Raw genomic sequence first — 22,831 nt, 5'->3', positions numbered from 1 at the left:
TGAGCTAAACGCCCTGAATCCTTTTCGCTGCTGCGTTTGCGTTTCAGCGAGGAGGCGAATTAAAACACAGGGTTTAAGCTTGCGCAAGTGGTCTGTCAGCAAATTTTTGCAAGTCACGGCAATTTCGAATAAAAGCTCCAAAATTTAATGTTTTTGTCAGACAGAAAGGTGACGCCGACTTTGCCGCTAAGGTATCATGCCGCCATTAGCTATTTATCGGATGATGTTAAGAATGAAGCCGACCTTTCTCGATTTTGAGCAGCCTATTGCCGAGCTCGAGAACAAAATAGAAGAACTTCGCTATGTCCAGGACGATTCGGTGCTGGATATCTCCGAGGAGATCGCGCGCTTGCAGAAGAAGAGCCAGGACTTGACCAAGACGCTCTACGCCAAGCTGACGCCGTCTCAAATCGCCATGGTGGCGCGCCATCCGCAGCGCCCTTACGCGCTCGACTATATAGAGAGTATTTTCACCGACTTCGAAGAGCTGCACGGCGACCGCGCGTTTGCCGATGATGCCGCCATCGTGGGCGGTCTGGCGCGTTTCAACGGCCAGTCGGTGATGGTGATCGGCCAGCAGAAGGGCCGGGACACCAAGGAAAAGATCCGCCGCAATTTCGGCATGCCTCACCCGGAAGGCTATCGAAAGGCCCTGCGCCTGATGAAGCTGGCCGAGAAGTTCGGCATCCCGGTAATCACCTTGGTGGACACTACCGGCGCGTGGCCCGGCATTGGCGCGGAAGAGCGCGGCCAATCCGAAGCCATTGGCCGCAACCTCTATGAAATGACCCGCTTGCGCGTGCCCGTCATCGTCACGGTGATAGGCGAGGGCGGTTCGGGCGGCGCTTTGGCCATCGCGGTGGGCGATTGCGTCAACATGCTGCAATACGCTACTTATTCGGTGATTTCGCCTGAAGGCTGCGCTTCCATCTTGTGGAAGACCGCCGAACGCGCGTCCGACGCCGCGGAGGCTCTGGGTATTACCGCGCCGCGCTTGAAGACCTTGGGTCTGATCGACCGCGTGGTCAACGAGCCCGTGGGCGGCGCGCATCGCGATCACGCTCAAATGATGGCGACGCTGAAGCGAGTGCTGCAGGAAGAGTTGAAAGACTTGACCAGCAAGCCGATCGACGAGTTGCTGAAAACCCGTTTCGACAGATTGATGAGTTATGGCCGCTTCAAGGAAGCCGCAGCCTGACCCGCTCGAATCACTGTTAAGCCATTGGCCGGACGAATTGTCCGGCCAATGTGCTTTTGAGGTGGGCTTGAGCGGAGGCCTGGATTCGGTGGCGCTGCTGGCCTTGCTCTGCCGCGCGCGCGCGCGCCGTCCCGAGTTGGAGATCCGCGCGGTGCACGTGCACCATGGTTTGAGTCCAAACGCCGACGCCTGGGCCGAACATTGCCGCGTCTTGTGCGCGACATTGGACGCGCCTTTGCGGGTGGAGCGGATGAGCGTGGTCTTGAGCGGCGGCGATAGCCTGGAGGCGGTGGCCCGCGAGGCGCGCTATCAAGCGTACCGGCGCTCCGCCGCCGGCGTGGTGGTCTTGGCGCATCATCTGGACGACCAGGCGGAAACCGTGCTGCTGCAATTGCTGCGCGGCGGCGGCGCGCGCGCCTTGGCGGCGATGCCGGCCTTGCGCAAGCTGGAAGCGGAGGGCCCCTGGTTGTGGCGGCCCTTGCTGGGCTTGCGCAGGCGGCAGCTGGAGGACTTTGTCCGGGCTCAGGGCTTGAGCTGGGTTGAGGACGAAAGCAATCTGGACGAGCGCTGGCGGCGTAATTTTCTACGCCAGCGTTTGCTGCCGCAACTGGAGGCGGCGGTTCCGGATTATCGTCGTCATCTGACGCGCTCGGCCGGCTTGCTGTCGGACGCCGCCGCGGTGTTGGACGAGGTGGCGGCGCAGGATCTGGCCGTTTGTCGCAATGACGGTGGTCTGGATTTGATCCGCTGGCGCGCTTTGTCCGCGGCTAGGCAGCGCCAGACGCTGCTGGCCTGGTTGCGCGGTTTGGGTTGGCCGGCCCCGGAGCCGGATGCGCTGGCGGAGTTTCAGCGTCAGGCGCTGGAGGCCGGCGCCGGCAGTTGTCCGCGGCTGAGTCTGGCGCGGGGCTTGCTGTACCGTTACCGCGATGGCCTGTTCGCCTTGTCGGCGCTGCCGGCTCCGGGAGCCGTGGCGCTTGGACCGGTGGACCCGACGACAGAGCGCGTGTCGGCGGAGTGGGGCGGGGCGCTGAGTTGGGATTGGCGGCCGCGCGGCCTGTCGGCGGACACGCTGGCGCGAGGCTTGATTCTGCGGCCGCGCGAGGGCGGAGAGCGCTTGATGTCGGGGGTTGGGCGCAAGCCTGTGAAGAGCTTTCTGCAGGAGGCCGGCATTGCGCCGCCCTTGCGCGAGCGCTGGCCGCTGCTGTGCGACGCCGCCGGGCATCTGCTGGCGCTGCCCGGCGTGGCGGTGGATTCTGAATTAGCCACCGAGCCGGGCTGGTGGCCGCAGTGGCGGCTGCTGCCCACGGCCCCGCGCTGATGCGAAAAACGCCCGCCAATTCGGCGGGCGTTTTGCATTTGCAATGTCATGTCCCGCGACGCGGGCCAGACTTTGAACAGGTTTTTAGGCGGCGCTCAGCGGCAGGCTGACGATGCCCTCATCGTCCAGCCGCAGATAGCCGCCCTGATCGCCATGCCAATCCTGGATCACCCAGCGCTCGGACTCTCCATGCCGGTGAGTTGCAGGGCGGTGGGTGTGGCCGTGGATCAGCGTTGGCCAGTCGTGCTCGGCCAGCAGCGCTTCGACGGCGTCGGCGGCGACGTCCGAAATCTCAGTCAGCCCGTTTTGCCGTTTGGCCATTTCGCTTTGCTGACGCGCTTGGCGAGCGATCGCGTGGCGCTCGGCCAGCGGCCGAGCCAGCATCGCCTGCTGCCACTGAGGGTTGCGGCTGACGGCCCGAAATTGCTGGTAGGCGGTGTCGCCGGTGCACAGCGCGTCGCCGTGGCTGAGCAGGCAGCGACGGCCATGGGCTTCAATCAAGGTGGGATCGTTCAGCAGCCGCGCGCCGCTGCGTTGACAGAAGCCCTCGCCCAGCAGGAAATCGCGGTTGCCATGCATCACATACAGCGGCGTGATGGCGGCGAAGGCGCGCATCGCGGCCAGCGGCGTTTCCAGAAACGGCGAATCGTCGTCGTCGCCCACCCAGTATTCGAACAGATCGCCCAGGATGTAGAGCGCGTCGATCCGGCCTTGCCAGGCTTGCAGCGTGTCCAGAAACAAGCGGTTCAGCGCCGGAGTGTCGTCCGCCAGGTGCAGGTCGGAAATGAAGTGAATGGCCATGTCGCGTGCGGATGAGTTGAAGCCCGGCCGTGCGGCCGGGCTGGGAGCGCCGCGCGTTGCGCGGCGTCTGCGAATCAAATGATTTCGGCTTTCTCGATCACCACGGCTTCGGCCGGCACGTCCTGATGCGGGCCGCTGCGACCGGTGCGCACAGCCTTGATGCTGTCCACCACGTCCTGGCCTTCCACAACCTGGCCAAACACGGCGTAGCCCCAGCCTTGGGCGCTTTCCGATTTGAAATCCAGGAAGTCGTTGTCGGACACGTTAATGAAGAACTGGGCGGATGCCGAGTGCGGGTCCATGGTGCGGGCCATGGCCACGGTGTAGGTCTTGTTGGACAGGCCGTTGTTGGCCTCGTTTTCGATCGGCGCGTTGGTCGGCTTTTGCGACATGTCGGCGGTGAAGCCGCCGCCCTGAATCATGAAGCCGTTGATCACGCGGTGGAAGATGGTGCCGTCGTAATGGCCGCTCTTTACGTATTCTTCAAAGTTGGCGGCGGTTTTCGGGGCTTTGTCGGCGAACAGTTCCAGTACGATGGCGCCGAAGTTGGTGGTCAGTTTGATCATGGTGTTTCCTTGATGACGGGCAGGCCGGTTAGCGGCCTGCCGGTATGAAAGAGGTTGCGGAAAAGCTTAAGGCTTGATGGTGACTTTCTGAATCACAATAGGCTCGAACGGCACGTCGCTCATGCCGTTCATGCTGCCGGTGCGGGTCTTGGCGATGCGGTTGACCACGTCCATGCCGCGGGTCACCTTGCCGAACACGGCATAGCCGGCGCCTTGGGGCGTCGGGGATTTGTAGTCGAGAAAGTCGTTGTTGGCCACGTTGATGAAGAACTGGGCGGTGGCGGAATTCGGGTCCGCGGTGCGGGCCATGGCGATGGTGCCAATGCCGTTCTTCAGGCCGTTGTTGGCCTCGTTGGCGATGGCGGCGCGGGTGGGTTTTTGATTCAGCTTGGTGTCGAAGCCGCCGCCCTGGATCATGAAGCCGTCAATCACGCGGTGGAACACGGTGCCGTTGTAGTGGCCTGCCTTGGCGTAGGCGACGAAGTTTTCCACGGTCTTGGGCGCTTTGGCCGAGTCCAGCGCAATCTCGATATTGCCCTTGTTTGTGATCATTTCCACTGTCGGCGAGGCCAGGGCCACGGCGGGCAGCGCGCTCAACGCCAGCATGCTCAGCATTCGTTTCATGGTTGCTTTATTCAACAGGGTTATGAGGAGCCGCCAATATTAGCACAGCCTTTTGATTCAGCGCATGGCGTGGTCTGCTTATGCTTTTTGCGTGTTGTGGTCTTCTTGTTTTTTTAAAAAATAGTATTTAGACTCCACTCCCTAAAAATTGTGTGATCGCTATCTATTTAAATAGCATAACTTCCGCGCGCAAGCGCGGTTTCCATAACAAAGGCGGCAGCCGCCGCCGGGGTAGATATAAAAAAATGAAAGCATTCGCACCTTCCTCCGTTCGCATTATTCCCGCGCTGGTGGCCGGCCTTCTGGCGGCCGCGCCGCTGGCTCACGCAGCCGGTTTCCAATTGTCCGAGCAGAGCGTGACAGGCTTGGGCCGCGCCCACGCCGGCGCCGGCATGGTGGGCGACGACTTGTCCGCCGTATTCTACAACCCGGCCGGCATGACCCTGCTTGAAGGCACCCAGGTGCAGGGCGGTTTCACTTACGCCGAAATCGACGCGCCGTTTGAAGGCAAGGGCGGCTTCCCGGCCGCGCGCCAAGGCAGCGACAACGGCCGCGCCAAGGCCGAGGTGATCCCCAACGCCTATCTGGTGCATCAGTTGAACGACCGCGCCCGCCTGGGCCTGGGCATCACCGTGCCCTTCGGTCTTGGCGCCAGCTATGGCGATAACTGGGTGGGCCGCAACCACGGCATTTCCAGTTCCATCATGACCGTGGACTTCAACCCGTCCTTTGCTTACAAACTGGACGACAAGTGGAGCTTCGGCGCCGGCGTGTCGGCTCAATACGCCAAGGCCGATCTGAAGCAGGGCGCGTTTTTCCAGGGCGCCACCGGCGAGATCGACGCCGACAGCTGGGCCTACGGTTACAACCTGGGCTTGATGTACGCGTTCAATCAAGACAACCGCGTTGGTCTGTCCTATCGCTCCAAGTTGAACCACAAGGCGCGCGGCGATTACAAGGCCAGCGGCTTCAACCAAGCCTCGCTGCCGGGTACTTCGATCCCGTTGCCGCAAAAGTTCCACATTGACGGCACCTACGCAGGCGGTGCCGACGTCACCACGCCGGAATCGCTGCTGCTGTCCGGCTTTAGCCGTCTGAACAGCAAATGGGCCTTGAGCGCCACCGCGCGCTGGACCAACTGGAGCCGCTTCGACCAGCTGGTGATCAAGGGCAACCCGATAGCTGAGACCGTCATCAACAATCACTGGAAAGCCAGCTGGCTGTTCTCGGTGGGTGCCGATTACAACTTCAACGAGCAACTGACGCTGCGCAGCGGCGTGGGTTATGAAACCAGCCCGGTGCGCGACGCCAGCTACCGCAACCCGCTGATTCCGGACACCGACCGCGTCTGGCTGAGCCTGGGCGCCAGCTATAAGGCCAGCAAGCAACTGACCGTGGACGCCGGCTACACCTATCTGATGGGCGTGGGCGACCGCGACATCAACCATACCGCCGCGAGCCCGTTGGGCAATGGCGACACGCTGCAAGGCTCTTACAGCTCCATCCGCGGCCACCTGCTGGGCGTGCAGATGCAGTACAAGTTCTAATCCAAGAAAGCATGGCTTTCCCGCCGCCGCCGGCTTCGCCCGCGGCGGTTTTTTCATGCACGGGGGTGCGGTTTGCCCAACGGCAGGCTAGAGTAGGGCGCTGTGCTTCATGGAGCGTCTTTCCTCATGTCCGTTGCATCTTCCCCATGGCTGCGGCTGAGCCCGCTGGCTGGCTTGCTGCCCTATCTGCGTCCGTACCGGCTGCGCGCCTTGCTGGCCTTGCTGGCCCTGATCGTGGCCGCCGCCGCCACCTTGCTGCTGCCGGTGGCTTTTCGCTTCCTGATCGACCACGGCTTCAGCCAGCGCGCGGCGGCGGATATCAACCGCTATTTCCTCGGCCTGTTTGGCGTGGCGACGGTGTTGGCGCTGGCCACCGCGCTGCGCTTTTATTGCGTGTCCTGGCTGGGCGAGCGCGTCACCGCCGACATCCGTCGAGCGGTGTACCAACATGTGATCCGGGTTAGCCCGGAATACTTTGAAGTCACCCAGACCGGCGAAGTGCTGTCCCGGCTGACCACCGACACCACTCTGGTGCAGACGGTGATCGGCACCAGCCTGTCCATGGGCCTGCGCAACGCCTTGCTGATGTTGGGCGGCCTGGCCATGTTGATGGCCACCAGCCCCAGCCTGACCGCTTACATCCTGGTGACGCTCTTGCTGGTGGTCTTGCCCATCGTGGTCTTCGGGCGCAGGGTGCGGACCTTGTCCCGCTCTAGTCAGGACCGCATCGCGGATTCCAGCGCCATCGCCGGCGAAACCCTGAATGCGATTCCGACGGTGCAGGCTTTCAATCAGCAGGCGCGGGAAAGCCGGCGCTTCGGGGAATCGGTGGAAACTAGCTTCGACGCCGCGCTGGCGCGGATCCGCGCCCGCTCCTGGCTGACCGTGGCGGTGATTCTCCTGATCTTCGGCGCCATTGTTTTCGTTCTATGGCTGGGCGCGCACGCGGTGCTTGAGGGCACGATGAGCGCCGGCCAGCTGGGGCAATTCATCTTGTACGCGGTGGTCACCGCCGGCGCCATCGGCGCGCTGGCGGAAGTGTGGGGGGATGTGCAGCGGGCGGCCGGCGCCACCGAGCGGCTGATGGAACTGTTGTCCCTGCGTTCGCCGGTGACGGAGCCGGCCGCGCCGCGGGCTCTGCCGCCCGGGCCCGCCGGCCTGGAGCTGCGCGATGTCGATTTCGCCTACCCGTCCCGCCCTGGTCAGCCTTCGCTCAGCGGTATCCGGCTTAGCGTGCGCCCCGGCGAGCATGTGGCGCTGGTGGGCCCGTCCGGCGCGGGCAAGTCCACCTTGTTTCAGCTCTTGCTGCGGTTTTACGATCCTCAGCAGGGACAGGTATTGCTGGGGGGCGTGGATGTGCGCGAACTGTCGTTTGCCGATTTGCGCGGTCATGTGGGCGTGGTGTTGCAGGATTCGGTGATTTTCGGCGCCAGCGCCTTGGAGAACATCCGCTACGGCAAACCGGAGGCCAGCGATGAGGAAGTGCGGGCCGCCGCCCGCGCCGCCGCCGCGGACGGCTTCATCGAAAAGCTGCCGCAGGGCTACGATACCTATCTGGGCGAACGCGGCGTGCGTTTGTCCGGCGGCCAGCGCCAGCGCATCGCCATCGCCCGCGCCATTCTGAAGAATCCGCCTTTGTTGCTGCTGGACGAAGCCACCAGCGCCTTGGACGCTGAATCGGAACAATTGGTGCAACAGGCGCTGGAACGGGCCGCGCAAAATCGCACCACCCTGGTGATCGCTCACCGGCTGGCTACGGTCAAGCAGGCGGACCGCATCGTGGTGCTGGACCAGGGCCGCATCGTGGCGGAGGGCAACCATCAGAGCCTATTGGCGGGCTCGCCCTTGTACGCGCGGCTGGCGGCTTTGCAGTTCGCCGACGGCGGCGACGCTTGAGAGTCTGTTTGATGCCTGCCGCGTTTGATGGAAGACCGCACGGCGAGTACGGCTTAAGAGCCTATTCAAAGTCTGCTGCGCTTCGTGGAGCGTTGCACGGTGAGTACAAGCTCAAAATGCTCATGTACCCCTCGACCATTCCGCTTTCTCAACGGTTTTCGCCTTGTCTCGCTCTTGCTCGCAGGAGCGTAAACACGTTCTAAAACCGCTGATGCGCCCAGATGGCGGAAGGTGGCCGAGTTTGCGCTAGCGGGCATCGAGGCGGGCAGTGGTACACTGCCGGCCTCGCAACTGAATCAAAAGGATGGTTATTGTGTCTGCCCACACTCCGGAAGCCCAAACCGCCCTCAACCCTACGCCGCTGCTGGCGCAAATATTGGCTGCTCACGGCTTGCCTTGCCAGGAAGCTAAGGGCTGGTTGCTGCCGCACGGCCAGTTGCCGGCTATCGGCGCTCATTGGACGCCGGGGGAGAACAATGGCCGGCTGGATGTCCATGTGCTGTTGGACAACGATATCCGCATGATGGAAAGCTTCGCGGGTCTGGGCGCTGGACAGGAAGGGCTGAACGACGCTCTGGAAAACTTCAGCGCCAACGTGCTGCATGTGCTGTTGGCCGGCCTATGGGGCATTGCCGACGAGGCCCAGGTCACCGAACGACGCTGGGAAATCGCCGGCCGAGAATATATGGCCTACATTGGCAACTTCGGTCTGCGCGGCGCCGCCGAGCGGCTGGAGCAGTCTTTGTTCGAGGCGCTGTTCCGCCAGGCAACCACCGCGCTGCGCGCGGAAACGCTGGGGGGCGACGCGCATTGGTCCCGGCTGTTCTTCTGCAATCTGAACGGCGAGTTCGTCTCCGAGGCGCTGTTGGACAATCAGCGCTGGGAAGCGGGCCTGAGTCTATTGGACGCGCTGCCGTGGCCGGCGGCCCAGGGCTATTACAGTTTGCGCCACTTTATGCTGCTGCGCGCGGTGTGAGGCGGTTGCGGAGTGTAGATCTTGAACACGTTCTCAGGCGCGGTAGCCATCCGGGTCTATGCCGTGCTTGGCGAACTTGTTGTACAGCGTCTTGCGCGGAATGCCCAGCAGTTCGGCCGCCTGCATCACTTGGCCCTGGGTGCGCAGCAGCGCCTGTTCGATCAATTGTTTCTCGTAGGCGTCCACCCTCGCGTCCAGCGCGCTGGGCGCGTAGGCCGCCGGTTCGCCGCCGTCCGGCGCCACGCCCAGCACATAGCGTTCCGCCGCGTTGCGCAGCTCGCGCACATTGCCCGGCCACGTCTGCGCCTGCAGGCGTCCCAATAAGGCTGGCGGCGTGTCCGGCGCCGGCCGGTTGAAGCGCGCCGCCGCTTGTTCCACAAACCACTGGAACAGATCCGGAATGTCCTCGCGCCGCTCACGCAGCGGCGGCAGCCGTAGCGACACCACGTTGAGCCGGTAGTAAAGGTCTTCGCGGAAGCGCCGTTCCCGGCTAGCCAGGGCCAGATCGTCCTTGGTGGCGGCCACCACCCGGCAGTCCACCGGGATCAGGCTGTTGGAGCCCAGCCTTTCCACCACACGCTGTTGCAGCACCCGCAAGAGTTTGGCTTGCAGGGCCAGCGGCATGCCTTCGATTTCGTCGAGGAAGAGGGTGCCGCCGCTGGCGTACTCTATCTTGCCGATGCGGCGCTTGAGCGCGCCGGTGAAGGCCCCGGCCTCGTGGCCGAAAATCTCGCTCTCGAAAATGGATTCCGGCAGGCCGGCGCAGTTCAGCGGCACGAAATGACGCTCGCGGCGACGGCTCCAGGCGTGCAGCGCCTGCGCCACCATTTCTTTGCCGGTGCCGGTTTCGCCGTGAATCAGCACGTCGGCGTCGGTGTCGGCGATATTGGCCAGCGTTTCGCGCAGCGCCTGCATTGCCGGGCTGCGGCCTATCAACACCGGGCCGTTGCTGCGCGCCAGGCTGGCGCGCAGTTCTCGGTTTTCCAGCGTTAGCCGGCGTTTGTCCAGCGCGCGCTGCACTGTCTCGGTCAAGCGGCCCGGCGCATAGGGCTTCTCGATGAAGTCGTAGGCGCCGGCGCGGGTGGCCGACACCGCCATTGCGATGTCGCCGTGGCCGGTGACCAGGATGACCGGCAGTTCCCGGTCCAGGCCCAGCGCCTGCTCCATCAGTTCCAGGCCGCTGAGTCCCGGCAGGCGGACATCGCTGAGCAGCACCGCGCGCTCGTCCCGCCTTAGCGCGGCCAGCGCGCTTTCGGCATCGGCGAAGGATTGCACCGGCAGGCCGGCCAGCTCCAGCGATTGCAGCGTGGCCATGCGCACGGCCGGGTCGTCTTCAACATAAATCACGCCCACGGGGGCGCTGAGGGTGGGCGTCATGGCGTGGACTCGCAAGGCCAGTTGATGATGAAGCAGGCGCCGCCTTCCGGATGGTTGCCGGCTTCGATGCGTCCGCCGGACTGCTCGACGATCTCCTGCACGATGGCCAGCCCCAGTCCCAGGCCCTGGCCGCGCGGCTTGGTGCTGTAGAAAGGCTCGAACAGGTGAGGCAAATCGGCGTCGGCGATGCCGGGGCCGTGGTCGCGCAGACGGAATTCCAGCATGCCCGCTTTATGCAGCAGGCTGATCTCCAGCCGGCCTTGCGGTTGCGGCCGCATCGCGTCTATGGCGTTGCCCAGCAGATTGGTGAACACCTGTTCCAGGCCGATGGCGTCGCAGGCGATGTCCGGGCAGCGTGGAGGCAGGTCCAGCTCCAGCGCGACCCGGGCTTCGCGCAGCGCCGGCTGCAGCAGCGTCAGCGTGTCTTGCAGCGCGGAGAGCGGATTGGTCTGGCCCAGCGGGCCGCGGTGGCGGCGGGCAAAGGTTTTCAGATCCCGGGTGATGTGGGCGATGCGCTCCACGAGTTGGGAAATCTGACCCAGATTGTCGCTGGCGGCGTCAGGGCGGCCGCGTTGCAGCAGGGTCACCGCGTTGTCGGCGAAGGCGCGCAGCGCCGCCAGAGGCTGGTTGATCTCATGCGCCACCCCTGCCGCCATCTGGCCCAGCGCGGCCAGCTTGCTGGCTTCGGCCAGCTGGCCGCGGGTAATGCGCAGGCTGTTTTCGGTCTGGATGCGCTCGCGGATCTCCGCCGACAACTGAGTGTTGCTCAGCGCCAGGTCGCGGGTTCGCTCCGCCACCTTGCGCTCCAACTGGTCGTGCGCTTGTTGCAGGGCCTGTTGCGCCGCCAGTTGCTCGCGCAGCCGGCGCAGCCTCAGCCGCCAGTAGTGCCACAGCGTCAGCAGGCCCAGTCCGCTGGCCAGCAGCGTGCTCATGATGGCCAGCAGGGTGAGGTTGCGGCCGTGCATGTCCACCAGCAGGGTCAGTGTCCAGCCGGTTTGCGGCAAGGTCTGGCGGATTTGAAGGTAGCGGCCCGCCAGCAGTTTGCGTTCGCTGTCCGGCGCCAGCCAGGCCTGCTGACGCCAGCCTGTGTGGGGCTGCAGCAGCGCGAAGGGGTGCAGTTTGGCGCCCAGGTATTGGCGGGTGGCGTCAATCTGGCGACGGACTGTCGGCGGCAGCGGTTGCAAGGTGGCGAATTTCCAGTCCGGATTGGCGCTGAGAAAGGCCACGCCGTGCCGGTCGCTGACCAGCACCGGCTCGGCGCCCTTGCGCCAGGCTTCTTCCAGCGGCGCCAAGCTGACTTTGACCACCGCCACGCCCACGACGCGGCGGCCGGACAACACCGGCCAGGACAGGAAATAACCTGGCTCGCGGCTGGTGCTGCCTATGCCGTAAAAGCTGCCGGACTGGCCGGCCAGCGCTTGTTGGAAATAGGGGCGGAAGGCGTAGCTGTTGCCGACGAAGCTGTACGGCGACATCCAGTTGCTGGACGCCAGCGCGATGCCGTCCACGTTGACGATGAACAGCGCCGAGGTGCGCGACTGCCGGTTCACTTGCTCCAGATAGCGGTTCAGCGCCTCCACCCGCCGCGGGTTGCGCGGGTCCGCCAGCAGGTTGAGGATGTCCTGGTTCAGCGCCAGCACATAGGGCAGGTAGCGGTACTGCTCCAGCGTGGCGCCTAGATTGGCTGCGTGCATCTCCGCCCGATGCCGGCCCTCGCGCTCCGCTTCGGTCAACAGCATGCGGCTGGCCAAGACCCAACCGCCGCCCAGCGCCAAGGCCAGCAAGACGAGGGAAGGCAGGCTTTTCAGCAGGAAACGCAACGCGCGTGCGAGCATGGCGGCGGATCGGGAATCGGCGATGCCTCAGTCTACCGCAGCTTGCAGTTCCGCGGCTTCATGGCGTGAATGTTCCTCCATCACCAGCCGGGTCAGCTCCCGCTTCAGGTCGTTGAAACCCGGCGCGCTGGGGTCGCGCGGGCGCGGCAGCTCCACCCGCACGTCGCGCTTGATGGTGCCGGGGCGGTAGGTCATCACCACCACCCGGTCCGCCAGATAGATGGATTCCTCGATGCTGTGGGTGACGAAGATGATGGTCTTGCCGCTCTCCTGCCAGATGCGCAGCAACTCGTCCTGCAAGGAGCGCCGTGTCAGCGCGTCCAGCGCGCCGAAGGGTTCGTCCATCAGCATCACCGGCGAATCCAGCGCCAACACCCGCGCGATGGCCACCCGCTGGCGCATGCCGCCGGACAGGTCCTTGGGGAAACGGTGACGGAAATCGCGCAGGTGCAGCTTGTCCAGCAGCGGCTCCACGGCGGCGCGAATCTCGGCCGGACCGCGCTTCTGGATTTCCAGGCCAAAGCCGATGTTCTGTTCCACCGTCATCCACGGGAACAGCGCGTATTCCTGGAATACCATGCCGCGGTCCGGTCCCGGCGCGGCGACGCGTTGGCCGGCCACCAGGATCTCGCCGCCGCTGGGCGGCGCGAAGCCGGCGATGGCATTGAGCAAGGTGGATTTGCCGCAGCCGGAGGGGCCCAGCAGGCAGACGAACTCGCCGGGCTGGATGTCCAGCTGGATGTCCCGCAGGGCGATCACGTCGCCGCCCGGCGTCTTGAATACTTTTTGCACCTGTTGCACTTCGATCTGGGCGCTCATGCCTTCATCCTTCCATGCCGCGCAGCGCGGCGGTGTGTTTGGCGCCGCTAACAAAACCGAGCAGCGTACCTGGGCCAAGGCGCGCCGACGCAGGTCGTACCAGTGGTACGACAAGGAGGCGCAACGCAGGGTCAGGGGTGTTGTTAGCGGTTCTTATTGGTCGATGCCGCGATGCCACTTCAGCAAGCGGTTGTTCAAGCCCTGCATCAGCATGTCGATCAACAGCCCGAGAATGCCAATCGTGACCATGCCGGCGATGACCTTGTCGGTCCAGAAATACTCGCGGGCTTCCATGATGCGGTAGCCGACGCCGCTGTTCACGGCGATCATCTCCGCCACGATCACCACGATGAAGGCGGTGCCCATGCCCACGCGCGCGCCGGTGAAGATGAAGGGCGTGGCCGCAGGCAGGATCACCCGGCGGAACAGGGTTGCGCGGCTGGCGCCCAGGTTGCGCGCGGCGCGGATATAGATGCCGTCCACATTGCGCACGCCGGAGATGGTGTTCATCAGGATGGGGAAGAAAGCCCCGATAGTGATGAGGAACACCGCCGGCGGGTTGCCCAGGCCAAACCACAGGATGGAGAGCGGGGTCCAGGCGATGGGCGGAATCGGCCGCAGGAACTGGATCAAGGGATTGAACGCCCGGTACACCGGGTCGCTGACGCCCATGAACAGCCCCAGCAGCAAGCCCAGGCCGCCGCCCAGCGCGAAACCGAGCACCACACGCCACAGGCTGGCCGCCACGTCGTGGATCAGTTCGCCGGACAGCAGCCAGGACAAGTAGGCGCCGGACGAGGGGTCGTAGGCTTCCAGCGGCTGCCAGTAAGCCAGCCACTTCTGCAACACCGCCAGCGGCGAGGGCAGGATTTGCGGGTTGATCCAACCCAGGCTGGAACTGGCCTGCCAGATCAATACGATGGCGATGGGCACCGCCAGGCTGGACCAGGCTTGGCCCAGCCGGGAAAACACAGTCTGCTGCATGATTGCTCCCGCCGCCGTCAATTAACCTTGAGGTCCTGCTTGGCCTTGCTCAGCAAGTCCAGCTTCACCCAGTCCGCCGCTTTGGGCGGCTTGGACATCTTGCCGATGCCGTACTGCTGCATCATGTCGGTGGTGGTCTGGATGTGGGCCACGCTCAGATCGTAGCTGTACGGGGAGTTGGAAATGGCGTCCTGGAAGTCGTCGGCGCTGATCTGGTTCTTGAACATGTTCTCACGCACGTATTTTTCCGCCAGCTTGGGATTTTTGATGAAGGTGTTGGTGGCCTCCACGAAACATTTGATCAGGCGCTCCGCCACGCCGCGGCGTTCCTTGTACATCTTCTCCGTCATCACCAGGGTGCGAATGGGTTCGCCCAGCGGGGTGTCATAGGGCTTCAGCACTTCCACGCCGAAGCCCTTGTTGATGGCCTGGGACGATTGCGGTTCGGATTGGCTCATCGCGTCGATCTGCTTGCCCATCAAAGCCTGGTTCAGGTCGGCGAAAGGCATGTAAATCACCTGCACATCCTTGCCCGGCTTGTCGGACCAGCTGAGCTTGTACTTGGCCAGCTCCGCCGCCAGCAGCAACTCCTGCGCGCCGCCGCGCGCCACGCCTACCTTCTTGCCCTTCAGGTCCTTGACGCTCTTGATGCCGCTGTCTTTGGCCGCCACGATGCGCGCGCCGCCCTTGGCGAAGCCGGCCACCGCGAAGATAGGCGCGCCGCCGGCGCGGCCGGCCACCGCCGCGTCCGCCGCGCTGGCGGCGACGTCCACCTCGCCGGCCACGATGGCGGGCATGATGTCGATGCCTTTGGCGAACATGCGTTCTTCAATCTTCAGGTCGTATTTGGGCGCGATTTCCTTCATGTAGCTGATGGCGCCGTAATGGGCGAACTTGAGGTTGCCCAATCTCACCACGTCGGCGGCGAGGGCGGGCAGCGAGAGGCCGCCGCCCAGTGCGGCGAGACAGAGCCAGGTTCGGATGCGTTGCATGGTGTTTCTCCTTTGTGGATAGGGGCCGGGCGGAGCGCGGCGACCTTTTATTTATACGACGTTTGCATTTTTTGGCGCGGCGATGCGGTTCGCTGCTTTGTAGTGGTTCTTATTAGGCAAAGCGCGTGCCAGGATGTTTTTTGCTCAAGTTGTTGATTTTTATGGAGTGGGTTGGCGGGGCGTGGCCGGATTCGGCCTGTGCCGGCCTTGCTTGTGCCAAAACCGGCTCAGGGCTTGCCGGAGAAAACAATGCAGTTATTCAATATCTGTCGGCTGTTTTCTCATCGGCCGGCGCAATGTTTCCTCCCTAAGCTGGATGCGGTCGATGTAGCCGAAGATATCGATAGGAAAGATCAGCACCTGTTCGATCAGGGCGAAGAAACCGGCCCAGTAGCCCTGCTCAGGGCCTTCCGCGGAGAAGTCGACATCGCTGGCGATGCGCGCCAGCAGCGTGTGTTTCGGGACATCGGGATTGTCCTGCACGTATTGGATGAAGTGGCCGGCGTATTCGCGCCCCAGCAGATAGGCCTGGCGATAGTCGTCGGCTGGCGGCACTTGCCAGCAATGCACGCGCGGACTGCCAGGCATGCGCGCGGCGAACGGCAGCTCCTGATAGGGAACCGGCTGGAGGTTGGGACGGTAATGGCGACGGCTTGGGTATTTGACGGACATGCGTGCGCTCCTGTTGATTCGAGGCTGCCGGCGAGGCGGCAGGCTTATGGCAGGCGCATGGCAGGATTGGAGTTCCGGCGCCACGGACCGGCGGGTGCGAACACCCTCCCACCATGGCCTGCCCGTAGTTGGCATGACGGATGGTGCAAGGGCACGGACCGGGCGTTTGCGGCGCGGGGTCCGAGGCGGCGGGGCCAGACTCCAATCTGGGCGCAGCCGGTTGGGGCTGCGCGTTTGCGATTGTGCCTAGCGGGGATGAGGGGGTCAAGGCGACATCGGCCGCCAACGGCGCAAGGTCGCATCTCCCGGTCAGGTCCAGGCGGTGATCCGGCGCTCTAGGCGTAAAACCTCGATTGTCCTTGCCAGGCGCTGGCGACGAAGTCTTGCACATGGTCCAGGAACTTGTCGTGGCGGCCCAGGCGGCTGTCGTCGGCCTGGCGGTTTGCCGGCAGCAGGTAAAGCTGGCCGACGTGACGCACGGGCAGCAGGCCGTCCAACGCCGGCACTGGATCGCCCTGAACGCAGTAATGACGGATATGGGCAGAGGCCGCGCGCGCTTGCTCCAGATCGTTGCCGTGGCGCGTTAGCAGTTCGTTTTGCAGGCCGCGGCCGAACTGGGCGCTGCTGAAGCATTCCGCGTGGACCGGGCGCTGCGGAGTGGACAATTTCATCGCCGCATAGGCGGCCATGCCGCCGCCCAGCGAATGACCGCCGGTGCTGACGATATAGCCGGGTTCGCCGCTGCGCATCAGCGGCAGGCCGGCGGCCAGCGTTTGCAACTTGGCGGTGAGTTGGGCGGCTTGGGCGTAGCAAGCGGGGCGGCCGCCGAAAGCGGCGTTGTCGATATTGGCGCGCCATTGCCGCGCTACGCTGGCCAGATTTTTCAGGTTGCGTTGAGCCAAGCCGCCCACATCGCGGCCGCTGGTGGTGCCGCCGAACACCAGGCGGATTTCCCCCGCCGCCTTGTTGCGGAACACATAGGCCACCAAGCCGCTTTCCGGGTCCATCAAGCGCGCCTGCTGCGGTTGAAACTCCAGCTTGCCGCCCTTGGCCAGCAGACGCGCCAGTTCTGCGTCCGGGCTCCACTGGGTGGCGCGCAGGCTGTCCAGGTCCCGGCTGTAGGGGAAGTTGGCGAGCAGCGCGCTGTCCTTGAGCCTTTGACGGGCCGCTTCGGGGTTGAGGTTTTCCAGCGGCTGCTGCACGCAGAGGCCGTCCAGAGGATTGGCGCGCGGCGCGGCGCGCGAGGAGGCCGGGGCGTCCGCGCGGTTTTCTGTTTGTTTGAGCCGTGTCGACATCGCGTTTGGCGCGACACTGGAGCGGACGGGCTCGTCTATCGCCATCGATTGAGGCGCGGCGGCGCGGGAAGATTGAATGAGCATGGTGGGCGGACGCGGGTGAAGGTTGATCGCCGGATGCTAATGGGAGGCGGACGGCTTGCCTTGCAGATTTTACTCAGCCGGCGGTTACGATTCCGTGATAATGGCGGGTTCGGGACGAGTCCGCGGTGAGTGGAAAGGGGAAACGATGGATATGGAGACGGGGCGTTTATTGCTGCGCCAATGGAGGGACGAGGATCTGGCGCCCTTCGCCGCCATGGGGAGGGATCCGGAAGTGATGCGTTATTTCCCGGCGTTGTTGAGCGAGGAAGAGAGCGCGGACAGCATGGAGCGCCAGCGCGGGTTGATAGCGGAGCGGGGCTGGGGGCTATGGGCGCTGGAGGAGAAAGCGTCCGGCGACTTCGTCGGTTTCGTAGGGTTGGCGGTGCCGCGAGCGGAGTTGCCGTGCATGCCCTGCGTGGAGACGGGCTGGCGCCTGCGGCGAGCATCCTGGGGCCGGGGCTACGCCACCGAGGCGGCGCGCCGGGCGCTGGCTTTTGGTTTCGAGATCTTGGGGCTGGACGAAATCGTGTCCTTCACCGCCTTGCCCAATCTGCCGTCGCAAGGCGTGATGCGGAGGCTGGGCATGCGCGATAGCGGCCGGGACTTCGATCATCCCGCCTTGGAGGCCGGGCATCCGCTGCGGCGACACTGTCTGTATCTGTTGTCGGAAGCGGAGTGGCGCGCCGCGGCGCGCGAGGTTTGAGGTTGAGGGTGAAGCGATAGCCGCCGCGAGGCGGCTTTTTTATTGCCTTCGGCATGAGGTGAGGGCTGGCTTTATGCTTAATGAGCGATTTTTGCAATTCAATGGGGAACCTTGAGCTTAGGCTCTAATCTATTAGAATTTCATTGTTCTCTTATTTTTTGCGGACGGGTGGCAGCCCGGCCCGCGCCTGATGTTTCCGCCCCTGCAACAGCGTGGCTCGGATACGCGACACGCGTATTTTCGATACGGTTTTCACGGCCGTATCGCCGAGGCGCGGCAGCGCGTAAACCGGCTCTGAAAGAACGACATGTATCCCTCCTGTTTCTAACCCTCATTGGAGTCCGTGATGACCCAAACCTCAGTTCGGCGTTCGCGCTGGCTATGCGGCCTGGCAGCCGCCGGCTTGCTGCTGACGCCGCCGGCGATGGCCGAAACCTTCGTGCCCGACACCCTGTTGAAGTCGGTGCTGTACCACAAGACCAAGAACCATGGCCAAGCCGATCTCAGCGGCGACAAGATCGCCGGGGCGTTTCTGAAAACGCCGGGCTCGGTTTATTCCGAACTCAACCCCCTGCCGCCCATCATCAATTCCATAGAGTGGAATAACGCGCTCAGCGATTTCAATCGCTACCACCGCGTCAATCTGACGCTGGACGATTCGGTGAAACTGTTCGCCAGCGAGATGGGCCTGAACAAAGCCTTGCCGGGCACGGACGTGGACCTCAATCGTCGTCGCGCCGGCTACCGCCAGGACGAGGACAGGCTGGTGCTGGCCAATGCCTTCAAGGCCGGGGTGGACGGAGACATCTTCTACAAGAGCCTGGATGTGTTCGGCTACGCTTACAGCACCATCGCCGCCAAGTTCGCGGTGGCGGCGCAGTTGCTGCGCGACGCGACGCAGAAAGTGCCGGCTGCCAAACAATTGCAGAACGGCATTCGCAAGGAGGTGCTGGACCGCTACCTGAGCAGCGCCACCACCGGCGTGAACAGCCTGTCCGAATACGACAAGCATTACTTGATGAACTTGCTGCACAACGAGGTGCGGCGCACCCGCTTCAACTCCGCCGGTTTCAAAAGCGGTCAGTTTCAGCCCGCCGCCCAGTTCCGCGTGGCGCGGCTGGCGGCGGCCTACCAGGACCGCAAGGGCTATCTGTTCGACTTCCCCTGCGCCAAGGACGGCAAGAATCTCTACCCGGAGAGCAGCGGCAAGCTGTGCTACGCCAATATGACCGACCAGAAGCTGAGCGGCTGGTATCGCCAGCTTTATCAGCAGCAAATGAAGCCGCATCCGCCGTCCGAGCAGGAGAGCAGCGGCTTCCAACGCCTGGCCAAACTGCTGTTGCCGATTGCCCTGCTGATGGAAGGCATGGCGGCGGCGGAGTTTTTCTCCACCTTGGAAGCGTCCGAGTTGGGGGCCGAGGCGGCCTTGACCGAAGAAGAAGTGGCGGCGACCGAGTCCGGTTACCTCAGCCGCTTCTGCCGGATTTGAGCATGATGTTCGAACAATGCGAACAGGAATGAAGACATGACTATGCGTATATTCAAGCAAGCGCGCGCGGCGGCCTGGACGGTTCTGGCGTTGGCGCTGTCCCAGGCGGCGCTGGCCGGCGCGACGGTGGACATCAGCAAGGTGACTGACAAGAACAGCCTGGTGCCGGGCGAACTGGTCAACGCGATGGAGTACCACGTCAATGGCGTCAGCGGCGCGGCCAAGGCCAACCCGCCGTCCTCGTCCAAGTTGAAGAACCTGGCGGCCAAATGGCGCGGGGCCACGGTAGCCCGTTTCGAGTACAGCTACAACGGCGGCACTCGCGTCTATAACGCGATGTCCGGCCAGGACACGGCGGATTTGCTTTACGAGGCCAATTCTGCCGGCCATCGGGCCTATCCCGGCTTCCTGCGGCAGAGCAGCGTGGAGAAAGCGGCCACCAATGTGAACGTGCCCAATGGCAAGCTGTCCGCCACCATAGGCCAGCAGGCCACGGATGCGGAGCTCAAGGCGCTGAAAACCTTTGAGAAGGACATTCTGGATGGCGCGGTGCCGCGTGGCGGGCGCATGGTGGGTTATATCTCGCAGGCGCCGTGCGCGTCTTGCGACAATGTGATCCGCCAGCAGTTGGCCAATCAGACCGATTACGTGTCCGACATCAAGATATCCTATCTGCCCAAGGCGGCGGAGGAGGCGGAGGGCAGCGCGGCGCGCGAGCTGGCGCACGAGTTCAACGGCCGCCGCTTGCAGTCCTTGAAGGACAATGTGATGTCCTTGCGCGGCAATGTGGCGGCCAGGCTGAACGTGGGCGGCGGCACCGCCGGCTGCTTGTAGACAAGATCAGGGCCCAGGCCCGGCTCGTTTCCCGCGGGAGACGGCCGGGCTTTTTCGCGTCCGCCGCCGCTCATTGCGGCCAGTGGTTGTAAATCGTTTGCAGTTTTCCGTTTTGCTGCAGCCGGGCCAGCGCGGCGTTGAATTGAGCGGCGCGGCTGTCGCCCTTGGCGAAGGCGACGAAGCGCGGCATTTCCACCAGCGGTTTGGGCAGGACGCGCACATGCGGCAGCGCGCGCAGCTGGCGGGCGTAGTAGAGCAGTTGACCGCGATCGCCGACGATCAGGTCGATGCGGCCGGCCAGCAGCATCAGCAGCAGTTGTTCGGGGTTGCTGGCGCTGGTGTCGCGCTTGAGCGGCGCTTTATCAAAGGTGGATTCGTAGGCATAGCCGTGAACCTGTCCTATGGTCAGCGGGGCCAGGTCTGCCAGGGTGCTCCAGCTTTGCAGGCTGTTTTGTTTCAATACCATGAAGATGGTGCGGCCAGTGCGTATCGGACCGGCAAGTTCGTACTGGGCGCGCCGCTCGGCGGTGCCTGCGAACTGGAAAGCCATGTCCACATCCCCGTTGCCCAGCATTTGCTTGACGCGTTCCCAGGGGTAGAGGTGCAGTTGGTAGGGAATTCTGGCCTCGGCCATGACCGCCTGGACAATCTCCACGTCCAGCCCCTGAGGTTTGGCGCTGGCTTCGTTCTGGTAGCTGTAGGGCGCGAATTGAATGTCGCCGACAATGCGCCAAGCCTCTGGCTGGGCCGCCCAGGCCGTCCCGCAAAACAGCAGCATGCTCAACACACGCCTCATGGTTTCCCCCGCGTAGCGCCTTTCGTCGGTATAGCCAGAGCGGGGCGGGGCGGCAAGCCGGGCGGTTTTGGCAAGCGTCCCGTGGCGGCCATGCCGATGGCGGAGCCGGGGGACGAACTGCGCATTGATCAGGCGTTCGAGCGCGCCTCGGCCTCGGTGTAGAGGGCTTTGGCCGGGTTGGCGCGTCCGCAGTCGGGGGCGTCTCTGTGCTGGTTCGTGATTCGCCTTGCATTGGCGCAACGCCATTGAAACCCGAATAGCAAAGCCCCTCCCGGCGATGACCGGGAGGGGCTCTTGTTTGCTAGATAGCGGGAGAGGCTCAGGCCGCGGCGGCCTGGGCGGGTTTCTTCAAGGCGCGCAGCGCAACCGCGGTGACGGCGGTGCCGGCCAACAGCGCCAGCAGGTAGAGGCCCAGATGGCTGACGGCGTTGGGAATGGGCAGCACGAAGACGCCGCCGTGCGGCACTTTCAGCTCAACTCCGGCCAGCATGGAGATGGCGCCGGCCACGGCGGAGCCCAGCATCAGCGCCGGGATGACTCGCAGCGGATCGCGCGCGGCGAAGGGAATGGCGCCTTCGCTGATGAAGGCCAGGCCCAGCACGCCGGCGGCCTTGCCGGCCTCGCGTTCGTCTGCGCTGAAGCGGTCGGCGAACAGCTTGGTGGCCAGCGCGATGCCCAGCGGCGGCGTCATGCCGGCGGCCATGGCCGCGGCCATCGGCGTATACACCTGGCTGGCGATCAAGCCGGTGGAAAAGGCGTAGGCGGCTTTGTTGACCGGGCCGCCCATGTCGAAGGCCATCATCGAACCGATGATGGCGCCCAGCAGCAGCGCGCTGCTGCCTTGCAGGCTTTTTAGCGCCTCGGTCAGCATGCCCAGCAAGGCGGCCACCGGGCCGCCGATCACGTAGATCATCAGCAGGCCCACCAGCAGCGAACCCAATACCGGCAGGATCAGTACTGGTTTAAGACCGTCCAGATTGCGGCCCAGCCGGATTTTTCGGTTCAGCCAGTCTGTGGCGTAGCCGGCGATGAAGCCGGCGATGATGCCGCCGAGGAAGCCCGAGCCCAGGCTGGCGGCCAGCATGCCGCCCACCATGCCGGGCGCGATGCCGGGACGGTTGGCGATGGAGTAAGCGATGTAGCCGGCGAGGATGGGCACCATCAGCGCGAAGGCGGATTTGGCGCCGATCTGAAACAGCGCCCAGGCCAACGTGCCCTTGTGGGCGTCGTCGAAGGCGTAGATGCCGCCCAGAGCGAAGGCCAGCGCGATCATGATGCCGCCGGCGGTGACGAAGGGCAGCATGAAGGAGACGCCGGTCATCAGGTGCTTGTACGGACCGTTGCGCTCGCTGGCCGGTTTTTCCGGCGCGGCGTCGGCGGTGTCCGGCTGGTGGGGGGCGGCTTCGGCGATGGCGCGGCGCAGCAGCGCCTGGCCGTCGTTGATGGCGGCCTTGGTTCCGCTTTGGAACAGGCGCTTGCCCTTGAAGCGGCTGAGCTCCACCTGGGTGTCGGCGGCGATCAGCACCAGGTCGGCTTCGGCGATCTCGCCGGCGCTGAGCGCGCTTTGCGCGCCCACCGAACCCTGGGTTTCCACGCGGATGGCGTGGCCCAGCGCCTGAGCCGCCTGGCTCAGGCCTTCCGCCGCCATGAAGGTGTGGGCGATGCCGGTGGGGCAGGAGGTGACGGCGACGATGCGCAAGGCGTCGGTTTGGGGCGCGTTCAGCGCCGCGGCCCGGCGGACGGCCTCGGCCGGATCGGCCAAGGCCTGGTCCAGGCTCAGGCGGAGCGCGGGCAGGCTGTCCAGGCGCGGATCGGCGGCGGCGCCGATCAAGAGCGCGGCCTGGGCCGCGGCGAGTTCGATTGAGGTCAGCGGCGGCGCGCCGTCCAGTTCCAGCTTAAGGGCATGTCCGTGCCGCTGGGCGGCCTGGCGCAGCGCTTCCGCGGCCAGCCGGCCCTGGGTGCTGCGCTCGCCGGCGTCGATGATGGCAATTAGGTTCATGGCGTTGTTTCCCTTGTGTTATTGGT

Annotated in this window: 20 protein-coding genes; 8 read left to right on the top strand and 12 right to left on the bottom strand. The window is 64.3% G+C overall.

The genetic code is table 11. The features are described 5' to 3' along the window. Positions 1 to 232: 232 nt before the first annotated feature. Both ACUXV1_RS21800 and tilS read left to right on the top strand, forming a co-directional pair. Entirely contained in the window at positions 233 to 1,198 is a 966-nt protein-coding gene (locus ACUXV1_RS21800; protein WP_019101652.1) for an acetyl-CoA carboxylase carboxyltransferase subunit alpha, read from the top strand. Between the two features lie 61 nt (positions 1,199 to 1,259). Then, on the top strand, positions 1,260 to 2,516 hold the full coding sequence (gene tilS / locus ACUXV1_RS21795) for a tRNA lysidine(34) synthetase TilS (RefSeq protein ID WP_446016520.1): 1,257 nt from the start codon (positions 1,260 to 1,262) through the stop codon (positions 2,514 to 2,516). 84 nt (positions 2,517 to 2,600) lie between these two features. On the opposite strand, the gene ACUXV1_RS21790 is transcribed toward tilS, so the two are convergent. The 3 genes from ACUXV1_RS21790 to ACUXV1_RS21780 all read right to left on the bottom strand — a co-directional run bounded on the left by ACUXV1_RS21790 (position 2,601) and on the right by ACUXV1_RS21780 (position 4,507). Further along, positions 2,601 to 3,317, bottom strand: a complete 717-nt coding sequence (locus ACUXV1_RS21790; protein ID WP_081545115.1) for a UDP-2,3-diacylglucosamine diphosphatase — start codon at positions 3,315 to 3,317, stop codon at positions 2,601 to 2,603. A 74-nt stretch (positions 3,318 to 3,391) separates the two neighbouring features. Next, entirely contained in the window at positions 3,392 to 3,883 is a 492-nt protein-coding gene (locus ACUXV1_RS21785) for a peptidylprolyl isomerase (protein WP_019101655.1), read from the bottom strand. 66 nt (positions 3,884 to 3,949) lie between these two features. After that, complete coding sequence (locus ACUXV1_RS21780) at positions 3,950 to 4,507, bottom strand: peptidylprolyl isomerase (RefSeq protein WP_043639530.1); 558 nt, start codon at positions 4,505 to 4,507, stop codon at positions 3,950 to 3,952. Positions 4,508 to 4,752: 245 nt separating this feature from the next. On the opposite strand from ACUXV1_RS21780, the gene ACUXV1_RS21775 reads away from it, so the two are divergent. The 3 genes from ACUXV1_RS21775 to ACUXV1_RS21765 all read left to right on the top strand — a co-directional run bounded on the left by ACUXV1_RS21775 (position 4,753) and on the right by ACUXV1_RS21765 (position 8,926). Then, complete coding sequence (locus ACUXV1_RS21775) at positions 4,753 to 6,054, top strand: OmpP1/FadL family transporter (RefSeq protein WP_446016517.1); 1,302 nt, start codon at positions 4,753 to 4,755, stop codon at positions 6,052 to 6,054. A 126-nt stretch (positions 6,055 to 6,180) separates the two neighbouring features. Then, positions 6,181 to 7,950, top strand: a complete 1,770-nt coding sequence (locus tag ACUXV1_RS21770) for an ABC transporter transmembrane domain-containing protein (protein ID WP_446016515.1) — start codon at positions 6,181 to 6,183, stop codon at positions 7,948 to 7,950. A 313-nt stretch (positions 7,951 to 8,263) separates the two neighbouring features. Beyond that, entirely contained in the window at positions 8,264 to 8,926 is a 663-nt protein-coding gene (locus ACUXV1_RS21765) for a DUF6348 family protein (RefSeq protein WP_143330336.1), read from the top strand. 33 nt (positions 8,927 to 8,959) lie between these two features. Here ACUXV1_RS21765 and ACUXV1_RS21760 read toward each other — a convergent pair whose 3' ends face one another. From ACUXV1_RS21760 to ACUXV1_RS21730, 7 genes are all read right to left on the bottom strand, one after another. Next, the gene (locus ACUXV1_RS21760) at positions 8,960 to 10,303 is read right to left on the bottom strand and encodes a sigma-54-dependent transcriptional regulator (RefSeq protein ID WP_446016514.1); all 1,344 of its coding nucleotides are present in this window, start codon (positions 10,301 to 10,303) and stop codon (positions 8,960 to 8,962) included. Further along, positions 10,300 to 12,138, bottom strand: coding sequence for an ATP-binding protein (locus tag ACUXV1_RS21755; RefSeq protein ID WP_052370676.1), 1,839 nt, complete (start codon positions 12,136 to 12,138; stop codon positions 10,300 to 10,302). The genes ACUXV1_RS21760 and ACUXV1_RS21755 overlap by 4 nt, the downstream gene beginning before the upstream one ends. A 27-nt stretch (positions 12,139 to 12,165) precedes the next feature. Continuing rightward, positions 12,166 to 12,957 carry an ABC transporter ATP-binding protein gene (locus ACUXV1_RS21750; protein WP_043590041.1) on the bottom strand — a complete coding sequence of 264 codons (792 nt, stop codon included), beginning with the start codon at positions 12,955 to 12,957 and terminating at the stop codon, positions 12,166 to 12,168. Between the two features lie 153 nt (positions 12,958 to 13,110). Beyond that, positions 13,111 to 13,941 carry an ABC transporter permease gene (locus ACUXV1_RS21745; protein WP_019101663.1) on the bottom strand — a complete coding sequence of 277 codons (831 nt, stop codon included), beginning with the start codon at positions 13,939 to 13,941 and terminating at the stop codon, positions 13,111 to 13,113. Positions 13,942 to 13,958: 17 nt separating this feature from the next. Continuing rightward, the gene (locus ACUXV1_RS21740; protein ID WP_043639545.1) at positions 13,959 to 14,933 is read right to left on the bottom strand and encodes an ABC transporter substrate-binding protein; all 975 of its coding nucleotides are present in this window, start codon (positions 14,931 to 14,933) and stop codon (positions 13,959 to 13,961) included. Between the two features lie 255 nt (positions 14,934 to 15,188). Continuing rightward, the gene (locus ACUXV1_RS21735; RefSeq protein ID WP_446016513.1) at positions 15,189 to 15,605 is read right to left on the bottom strand and encodes a hypothetical protein; all 417 of its coding nucleotides are present in this window, start codon (positions 15,603 to 15,605) and stop codon (positions 15,189 to 15,191) included. Positions 15,606 to 15,940: 335 nt separating this feature from the next. Then, entirely contained in the window at positions 15,941 to 16,984 is a 1,044-nt protein-coding gene (locus tag ACUXV1_RS21730) for a hypothetical protein (protein ID WP_143330337.1), read from the bottom strand. Between the two features lie 145 nt (positions 16,985 to 17,129). On the opposite strand from ACUXV1_RS21730, the gene ACUXV1_RS21725 reads away from it, so the two are divergent. The 3 genes from ACUXV1_RS21725 to ACUXV1_RS21715 all read left to right on the top strand — a co-directional run bounded on the left by ACUXV1_RS21725 (position 17,130) and on the right by ACUXV1_RS21715 (position 20,010). Further along, the gene (locus ACUXV1_RS21725) at positions 17,130 to 17,687 is read left to right on the top strand and encodes a GNAT family N-acetyltransferase (protein WP_081556506.1); all 558 of its coding nucleotides are present in this window, start codon (positions 17,130 to 17,132) and stop codon (positions 17,685 to 17,687) included. Between the two features lie 346 nt (positions 17,688 to 18,033). After that, positions 18,034 to 19,176, top strand: coding sequence for a hypothetical protein (locus ACUXV1_RS21720; RefSeq protein WP_446016512.1), 1,143 nt, complete (start codon positions 18,034 to 18,036; stop codon positions 19,174 to 19,176). A 36-nt stretch (positions 19,177 to 19,212) separates the two neighbouring features. After that, complete coding sequence (locus ACUXV1_RS21715; protein ID WP_052370678.1) at positions 19,213 to 20,010, top strand: hypothetical protein; 798 nt, start codon at positions 19,213 to 19,215, stop codon at positions 20,008 to 20,010. Between the two features lie 70 nt (positions 20,011 to 20,080). Here the strand turns inward: ACUXV1_RS21715 and ACUXV1_RS21710 are convergent, their stop codons facing one another. Both ACUXV1_RS21710 and ACUXV1_RS21705 read right to left on the bottom strand, forming a co-directional pair. Next, positions 20,081 to 20,806 carry a substrate-binding periplasmic protein gene (locus ACUXV1_RS21710; RefSeq protein WP_194426029.1) on the bottom strand — a complete coding sequence of 242 codons (726 nt, stop codon included), beginning with the start codon at positions 20,804 to 20,806 and terminating at the stop codon, positions 20,081 to 20,083. Positions 20,807 to 21,125: 319 nt separating this feature from the next. After that, positions 21,126 to 22,805 carry a PTS fructose transporter subunit IIC gene (locus ACUXV1_RS21705; protein ID WP_446016511.1) on the bottom strand — a complete coding sequence of 560 codons (1,680 nt, stop codon included), beginning with the start codon at positions 22,803 to 22,805 and terminating at the stop codon, positions 21,126 to 21,128. Between the last annotated feature and the right edge of the window lie 26 nt (positions 22,806 to 22,831).

Source organism: Chromobacterium sp. W521, from assembly GCF_052805975.1.
The sequence above is the reverse complement of the archived record's forward strand: the minus strand, read 5'-3'. Positions and strand labels throughout refer to the sequence as shown.